This is a genomic window from Pseudooceanicola atlanticus (assembly GCF_000768315.1).
Lineage (GTDB): Bacteria > Pseudomonadota > Alphaproteobacteria > Rhodobacterales > Rhodobacteraceae > Pseudooceanicola > Pseudooceanicola atlanticus.
In genome coordinates, this window is the sequence record NZ_AQQX01000002.1 from 769,540 (window position 1) to 776,538 (window position 6,999).

Consider the following 6,999-nt stretch of genomic DNA (forward strand, 5'->3'; position numbering starts at 1 on the left):
CCGCGCCTGCCCTTGGCATATCTTGGCCACCACCTATGGGCAAGCCAAGCGCGATACAAGTCAGGGGCCATCATGCGACGTTACGGAGAAAGCCCCAGACCGGGCCAGACCTATATTTTCCGCCCGGGCGCCTATGTCATCCTGCCCCGTGGCGATGACCTGCTGCTGACCCACCAGGCCGAACCCACCCCGGAATTCCAGCTGCCTGGCGGCGGCATCGACCCGGGCGAATCGCCCATCCGCGCCCTGCATCGCGAGGTATTCGAGGAAACCGGCTGGACGATCACCGACCCCCGTCGCATCGGTGCCTTTCGCCGGTTCACTTTCATGCCCGATTACGACATCTGGGCCGAGAAGATCTGCACGATCTACCTGGCCCGCCCTGTCCGCCACCTTGGCCCGCCCAGCGAACCGCACCACACGGCCACCTGGATCCCCGCCGCCATGGCGCCCGACCTGCTGGCGGATGACGGCAACGCGGATTTCGTCGCTCAACTGCTCTGATCGGTGAATTCCAGAACGATGCCGGACACGTCATCGTCGAAATTCCGTTCGCTCCGCCGCTGAGCCAGGGTCCAGACGATGGATTCCAGCAGCGAAGAGCCTTCGACCCCGCGCAATTCGTGCAGCATCCGGATCAACCCATCCTCGCCCAGCATGTCTCCCTGTGCGTCAGTGCATTCGGTTACCCCGTCCGAAATCAGCAAGAGCCTGTCGCCGGGGGCGAGCCGATCCTCGATCAGTTCGAAACGAGCCTCTTCCAGCAGGCCGACGGGGAACCCGCCCTGCCCGATCAGGTCGACCTGGCCATCGGCGCGCTGGATCACCGGATGCGGATGCCCGGCCTGAACCAGCCGCAGCCGCCCGTCGCGCAGGTTCAGCTCGGCCAGGGCGAGGGTGAAATAATGCGCGCTTTCCATTTCCTGCAGGGCAATGGCATTCAGCCGCGCGGCAATGTCATCGGGGGGCACCACCGCGTGCAATTTGCCCCCCCGCGACACCAGCCCGATATTCTGGTTCGGCACCGCCGCCGACAGAAACCCCGCCAGACGCGCGGTCATCAGCGCGGACGAAATCCCGTGCCCCGACACATCAAGCGAAAAGATCGCGACCTTGTCTTCGCCGATCGGGTAATAGCCCACGAGGTCACCCCCGACCCGCCCGGCAGAGCGCAAGATCTGCGACACCCGGGCCGGGCCGAATTCGACCTGGCGTTCACGAACAAGGCTCTGTTGCAGCCTTTTTGCCTCCAGAAGGTCGCTGTCGATGGAATCGTAAAGCTGCTGAAGCTCGATCAGGGTTTCCTCGATCATGCGGTTCTTTTCCCGCAGCTCCCCCTGCATATCGAGGATGCGTTCCCCGGCGGTCAGGCGCGCGCGAAGTTCCCCGGTATTCACCGGTTTCGTCAGGAAATCATCCGCCCCGCTATCCAACCCCTCGGCCACGTCGACCTTGTCGGCCTTCGAGGTCAGCAGAATGAAATAACCGTAGGTGTCTTTTTGCATCGCGCGGAAGGCGCGGCAAAAATCCGGGCCGCTCATCCCCGGCATCATCCAGTCGGAAATCACGATATCCGGCAGGCCCTCGCGGCAAATCTCTACCGCTTCCTCGCCGGTGCCGGCCTCTGCGACCAGGAAACCCCAACGCTTCAGCGACACCGCCAGGATCCGGCGCTGCATCCGGCTGTCATCGACAACAAGAACCCGACGCGCGGAGCGAACCGTCGCGCCAGGTCCCTGCCCCGCCCGGATGGCCTGAGAAACCTTCGTCATAGCTGCCTGTATGCCTGTTGCCTTGTCTTGGTAAGGCGCGCTCCATAACAGCCGGTTAAATCAAAAATTCTTTGTTTTCCTTGGGAAAATGCTAATCCCCGTCCCCTATGGTCGCGCGGCCATCAGCACGGGAAGGGCGCAATGATCGACTGGGACAAAGTGCAGGAACTGGCCGAAGATGTCGGTCGTGACGGGTTTGACGACGTGCTCGACCTCTTCCTGCAAGAGGTGGAAACGGCACTTCAGACAATCGCCATGGCCGACGACCTGGAAGCAGCGCTGCATTTCCTCAAGGGCTGCGCGCTGAACCTCGGCTTCGCCGACTTCGCCAGCCTTTGTGCCAAGGGCGAAACGCTTGCCGCACGCGGCCGTCCCGACGAGGTCGATTTCACCGCGCTCACCCGTGCCTATGCCGAAAGCCGTGACATCTTCCTCGCCGAATACGTGGCGCGACTCGCCGCGTGATCGTCAGATCAGGAATTCGGCCAGGATCGTATCCTGGGTGATGTCGCGGTAGGTAAAGCCGCGCTCGTCCAGCCTTGCGAACAGCCCTTCGAAATCCTCGGCCTGCTGGGCCTCGATCCCGATCATGACGGACCCGAAGTTGCGGGCCGATTTCTTCAGGTATTCAAAACGTGCGATGTCGTCGTTCGGCCCCAGCAGGTTCAGGAATTCCTTCAGGGCGCCGGGCCGCTGCGGCAGGCGCAGGATCAGGTACTTCTTGATTCCGGAATAGCGCTGCGCCCGTTCCTTGACCTCGGGCAGGCGTTCGAAATCGAAATTGCCCCCCGATGTGATGCAGATGACGCGTTTTCCCCTGATTTCGTCCCTGATCGCACCCAGGGCATCCACCGCCAGTGCCCCCGCCGGTTCCAGCACGATGCCCTCGATGTTCAGCATCTCCAGCATGGTGGTGCAGATGCGATCCTCGGGCGCGTTCAGCACGTCGTCGCGCGCGATCCCCTTCAGCCGGGCCCAGGGCCGTTCGCCGATCCGGGCAACGGCCGCCCCATCAACAAAGCTGTCGACCTTGTTCAGGGTCACCGGCCCGTCATTGTCCACCGCCGCGGCCAGCGACATGCCCCCCGCCGGTTCGACGAATTTCAGACCCTGTTCCGGCCCAAAATAGCTCCGGATACCGGCGGACAGACCACCGCCGCCGACCGGCAGGACGATCATGTCGGCGCCGCCCGGCATCTCTGCCTCGATCTCCGCGGCGATGCTCGCCTGGCCAAGGATCACGTCCTCGTCGTCGAAGGGGGCCAGGAAATGCCCGCCCTCCGCATCGCAGAACGCCTTGGCCTCGGCCAGCGTGTCGTCGAAATAGTCACCGACCAGCCGGATCTCGACCATGTCGCCGCCGAAGATCCGCGTCTTGTCGATTTTCTGCTGCGGCGTCGTGACGGGCATGAAGATCACGCCACCCACCCCGAAATGCCGGCACATATAGGCCACGCCCTGCGCGTGGTTGCCCGCGCTGGCACAGACGAACAGCGTCGCCCCCTGCGCCCGGCGCATCGCGTTGAACGCGCCCCGCAGCTTGTAACTGCGCACCGGGCTCAGATCCTCGCGCTTCAGCCAGATATCTGCGCCGAACTTCTCGGACAGGTGATCGTTGCGCAAAAGCGGCGTGGCCGGAAACACGGACCGCATCGCCACCATGGCCGCCCTCGCGCGGTCCCGGAAATCTTCTCTCTCGCTCATCCGATCAGCAATGACCCGATGGCGGGAACCATGCAAGTGGCTGCCCCGTTATTTCCTCGAATGCCGATGAGAAGGAACCGCCCGATGCCCCTGTGCCGCCAACTCGCCATCCTGATGACCGCAACCACCCTGACGATCGTTCCCGTGGCCGAGATCACCGGGCTTGGCCCCACCGCGGTCGAGGCGAAAGGCAAGGGTCACGGCAAGGCCAAAGGTCACAAACGGGCCAAACGCAACGGCCAAAACACGATCCGCGCCATCGAACGTGACCTGCAAAGCGCAATCCGCACGATCACCGGCCTGGCCGCCATCGGTCAGACGACCCGGCCCGCCCGCCATACTGCTGCAAACCCCGGCACCATCACCCGCAACAGCCAGATCGTCACCGCGTCCCTGCGACCCAGGATGCGTGACACCGCCCAAGGCGACGATTATGGCCGGATCACGCCCATTGCCGCCTATCAGCCCACCGAGGACCCCCAGACCCGGATCGACCCGGAAAGCCTTTCGCCCGAAACCCGCGACGCACTGAAACAACTCGTCTCGGAACGGCCGGAGCTTGCGACATCCCTCAACACCGATATCGCCTCCGACGAAACCGCCGCGACCGACACCCAGGAGGGCACCCTTTCGACCATGATCGAGGACCGGCGCGTCGACCGTCCGGCCAATGGCGGGCCCCTCGTCATCCGCTGAACCGCACATACAAGGGCCCGCCACCTTGTCGGCGCAGTAAAAAACGGCTATCGCCTCGCCGAACTTAGACGAGGGAAAAAACCATGTCCGCGCCGAAAAAAGTCGTCCTGGCCTATTCCGGGGGCCTCGACACCTCGATCATCCTGAAGTGGCTGCAAACCGAATACGGCTGCGAGGTCGTCACCTTCACCGCTGACCTCGGTCAGGGAGAAGAGCTCGACCCCGCCCGCAAGAAGGCCGAACTGCTCGGCATCAAGCCCGAGAACATCTATATCGAGGACATCCGAGAGGAATTCGTCCGCGACTTCGTTTTCCCGATGTTCCGCGCCAACGCGGTCTATGAAGGGCTCTACCTGCTGGGCACGTCCATCGCGCGCCCGCTGATTTCCAAGCGCCTGATCGAGATCGCCGAGGAAACCGGCGCCGACGCGGTGGCCCATGGCGCCACCGGCAAGGGCAATGACCAGGTTCGCTTCGAACTCAGTGCCTATGCCCTGAACCCCGACATCAAGGTCATCGCCCCCTGGCGGGAGTGGAACCTGAACTCGCGCACCTCGCTTCTGGACTTTGCCGAACAGAACCAGATCCCGATCGCCAAGGACAAACGCGGAGAGGCCCCCTTCTCCGTCGATGCGAACCTTCTGCACACCTCCTCCGAAGGCAAGGTGCTGGAGGATCCGGCGCAGGACGCGCCCGATTACGTCTACCAGCGCACCGTTCACCCCGAGGATGCGCCCGACACCCCCGAATTCATCGAAGTGACCTTCGAAAAGGGTGACGCCGTCGCGATCAACGGCGAGGCGATGTCGCCCGCAACGATCCTGACCCAGCTCAACGAATACGGCCGCAAGCACGGCATCGGCCGGCTTGACCTGGTCGAGGGCCGCTTCGTCGGCATGAAGTCCCGTGGCATCTACGAAACCCCCGGCGGCACCATCCTGCTCGAGGCGCATCGCGGCATCGAACAGATCACGCTCGACCGTGGCGCGGCGCACCTGAAGGATCAGCTGATGCCGCAATATGCCGAGATGATCTATAACGGCTTCTGGTTCTCCCCCGAACGCGAGATGCTCCAGGCCGCCATCGACAAGAGCCAGGAACACGTCACCGGCACCGTCCGGCTGAAGCTCTACAAGGGTCTGGCCCGTACCGTGGGCCGCTGGTCCGACCACTCCCTCTATTCCGAAGCACACGTGACCTTCGAAGAGGATGCCGGCGCCTACGATCAGAAGGACGCGGCGGGTTTCATCAAGCTGAACGCTCTGCGCCTGCGCCTGCTGGCCACCCGCGACAAACGCCTGAAATAAGCGTTTCGGGCCGGAACAGAGCCTGTTTCGGCCCAAACCTTCCGCCGACCGACACATGGGTCGGCGGCCTTTCCTTCCCTACATTCCAAGCGCCCGATTGACGAAGGGCAGAATGCCGGCGGCCACCAAGCCGACCACGGCACCGATCATCATGCGCCATCTTTTCGTGTGAAATCGCGGGGCAAGCACGGCCAGCGTGGCACAAACCGCCGCGTAGTAGATCATCTTCACCGGATCGAACATCGGCCCATTCCTCACGCCAGAACGTCGCGTGTGAATGCTAGCCGGATTCCCCCGCCGGTTAACCAGATTTATCGCGCTCTACACCCTCAGCGCAGAGCGACAGGCCCGAAAAATCCGCGCTCAGCGGGAATCCCGCAGGTCCTTGGCCACCCGCCGATACATGTCGCCCAGCCATCCGAATTTCAGAAGAAACGCCGCGATATCCGTCTTGTCGTATTGCCCGGCCAGGTCGCGGGAGTAATCGCTGTCGGCCGCACCCGGCGCAATCTCGCCTTCGGCGCGGCGGAACACCATGTCGGTCCAGGGATGGTCCTGCATCGGATGCCGCTCCAGCCCGCATTCGTTGCCCAGACGCTCCAGCGTGTTGGGCGTGAACCCGTAGACATGGGCAAAGTGCAACTCTTCGAACAGTTTCTTCTTCGACGGCAGCATGTTCGGCACTTCGATCACGATCACGCCGCCCTCGTTCAGTTTGGACAGCAGGAATTGCAGCGCCGCCTTGGGGTCGCGCAGATGTTCGAACACGTGGAATGCGGTGATCACGTCAAAGCTGCGATCGCCGAAATCGGCGTCCTGCCAGCCGCAATTCTGAACCTGAACGCCATAGGTTTCATTGGCAAAGCGGGCATAGCTTTCGCCCGGCTCGATCCCCTCGACCTCGTGGCCATTTTCCTTGCAGACCTGCAGGAATTCCCCCGACCCGCAGCCGAAATCCAGCACGCGGCCGCCTTCAGGAAAGGCTGGGCTGTATTTGGCGAAACGATGCTCGGCCAGGCCTCGGCTCCGCTTCAGGTGGAATTTCGGCGGCTTGGTTCCCGCCGCCAGCTGGTAATCGAACCGATACGCCGTGGCGTAATAATTTGCCAGTTCCGCATCGGTGGGCATCGGGTCGGTCCTTAGCGTCCCGCAATCGTCGCAGATCACCGTGGTCAACCGCTTGATCCGACGATCATATTCGCAAACGGTGGCTTTCTCGGCACCGCCGCAGACTGCACAGGGGTCGGACACACCGACATAGGGATATTTCGTAAAGGGGATGACCCCTTTCAACAGATTGAAAGTGCCTTGCATCGAATATGGTCCGTCATTGCAAAATGATCCGGAACTTTTTCGATTTTGCTGACCATTTGGTCAAGACGGTAAACTAAAATTACCCAAGGCAGCCGTGACCAGCCGGTCACACCACCAGTTTTCGGGTCCTGAGTTTCTCATAATGCGGCATTGCCGCTGACCTGCCCCCTGTTGGTCCCTCGTTCATAATGAGAGTCTGCAGGTTG

The 6,999-nt window shown here is 62.4% G+C and carries 8 protein-coding genes; 4 read left to right on the forward strand and 4 right to left on the reverse strand.

The features are described 5' to 3' along the window. The first annotated feature begins 69 nt into the window (after positions 1-69). Complete coding sequence (locus ATO9_RS07795) at positions 70-504, forward strand: NUDIX hydrolase (protein ID WP_043747437.1); 435 nt, start codon at positions 70-72, stop codon at positions 502-504. On the opposite strand, the gene ATO9_RS07800 is transcribed toward ATO9_RS07795, so the two are convergent. Continuing rightward, positions 492-1,772, reverse strand: a complete 1,281-nt coding sequence (locus tag ATO9_RS07800; RefSeq protein ID WP_081979487.1) for a PP2C family protein-serine/threonine phosphatase — start codon at positions 1,770-1,772, stop codon at positions 492-494. The genes ATO9_RS07795 and ATO9_RS07800 overlap by 13 nt on opposite strands. 141 nt (positions 1,773-1,913) lie before the next feature. Here ATO9_RS07800 and ATO9_RS07805 point away from each other — a divergent pair, with 141 nt between their 5' ends. Further along, positions 1,914-2,237, forward strand: coding sequence for an Hpt domain-containing protein (locus tag ATO9_RS07805; RefSeq protein WP_043747324.1), 324 nt, complete (start codon positions 1,914-1,916; stop codon positions 2,235-2,237). A gap of 3 nt (positions 2,238-2,240) precedes the next feature. Here ATO9_RS07805 and ilvA read toward each other — a convergent pair whose 3' ends face one another. After that, positions 2,241-3,476: a threonine ammonia-lyase IlvA gene (gene ilvA / locus ATO9_RS07810; protein ID WP_043747325.1), complete on the reverse strand. Its 1,236-nt coding sequence runs from the start codon at positions 3,474-3,476 to the stop codon at positions 2,241-2,243. A gap of 84 nt (positions 3,477-3,560) precedes the next feature. On the opposite strand from ilvA, the gene ATO9_RS07815 reads away from it, so the two are divergent. Together ATO9_RS07815 and ATO9_RS07820 are read left to right on the forward strand one after the other, a co-directional pair. After that, the gene (locus ATO9_RS07815) at positions 3,561-4,172 is read left to right on the forward strand and encodes a hypothetical protein (protein ID WP_043747326.1); all 612 of its coding nucleotides are present in this window, start codon (positions 3,561-3,563) and stop codon (positions 4,170-4,172) included. Between the two features lie 83 nt (positions 4,173-4,255). Next, the gene (locus ATO9_RS07820) at positions 4,256-5,479 is read left to right on the forward strand and encodes an argininosuccinate synthase (RefSeq protein ID WP_043747327.1); all 1,224 of its coding nucleotides are present in this window, start codon (positions 4,256-4,258) and stop codon (positions 5,477-5,479) included. Positions 5,480-5,557: 78 nt separating this feature from the next. On the opposite strand, the gene ATO9_RS24555 is transcribed toward ATO9_RS07820, so the two are convergent. Beyond that, positions 5,558-5,722, reverse strand: a complete 165-nt coding sequence (locus tag ATO9_RS24555) for a hypothetical protein (RefSeq protein WP_202902115.1) — start codon at positions 5,720-5,722, stop codon at positions 5,558-5,560. A 120-nt stretch (positions 5,723-5,842) separates the two neighbouring features. Continuing rightward, complete coding sequence (locus ATO9_RS07825) at positions 5,843-6,793, reverse strand: class I SAM-dependent methyltransferase (protein ID WP_043747328.1); 951 nt, start codon at positions 6,791-6,793, stop codon at positions 5,843-5,845. Positions 6,794-6,999 lie beyond the last annotated feature (206 nt).

Coding starts and splice junctions, on each gene's coding strand:
- ATO9_RS24555 (WP_202902115.1), bottom strand. CDS start 5,722: ATGTTCGATCCGGTGAAGATGATCTACTACGCGGCGGTTTGTGCCACG.
- ATO9_RS07805 (WP_043747324.1), top strand. CDS start 1,914: ATGATCGACTGGGACAAAGTGCAGGAACTGGCCGAAGATGTCGGTCGT.
- ilvA (WP_043747325.1), bottom strand. CDS start 3,476: ATGAGCGAGAGAGAAGATTTCCGGGACCGCGCGAGGGCGGCCATGGTG.
- ATO9_RS07800 (WP_081979487.1), bottom strand. CDS start 1,772: ATGACGAAGGTTTCTCAGGCCATCCGGGCGGGGCAGGGACCTGGCGCG.
- ATO9_RS07820 (WP_043747327.1), top strand. CDS start 4,256: ATGTCCGCGCCGAAAAAAGTCGTCCTGGCCTATTCCGGGGGCCTCGAC.
- ATO9_RS07825 (WP_043747328.1), bottom strand. CDS start 6,793: ATGCAAGGCACTTTCAATCTGTTGAAAGGGGTCATCCCCTTTACGAAA.
- ATO9_RS07815 (WP_043747326.1), top strand. CDS start 3,561: ATGCCCCTGTGCCGCCAACTCGCCATCCTGATGACCGCAACCACCCTG.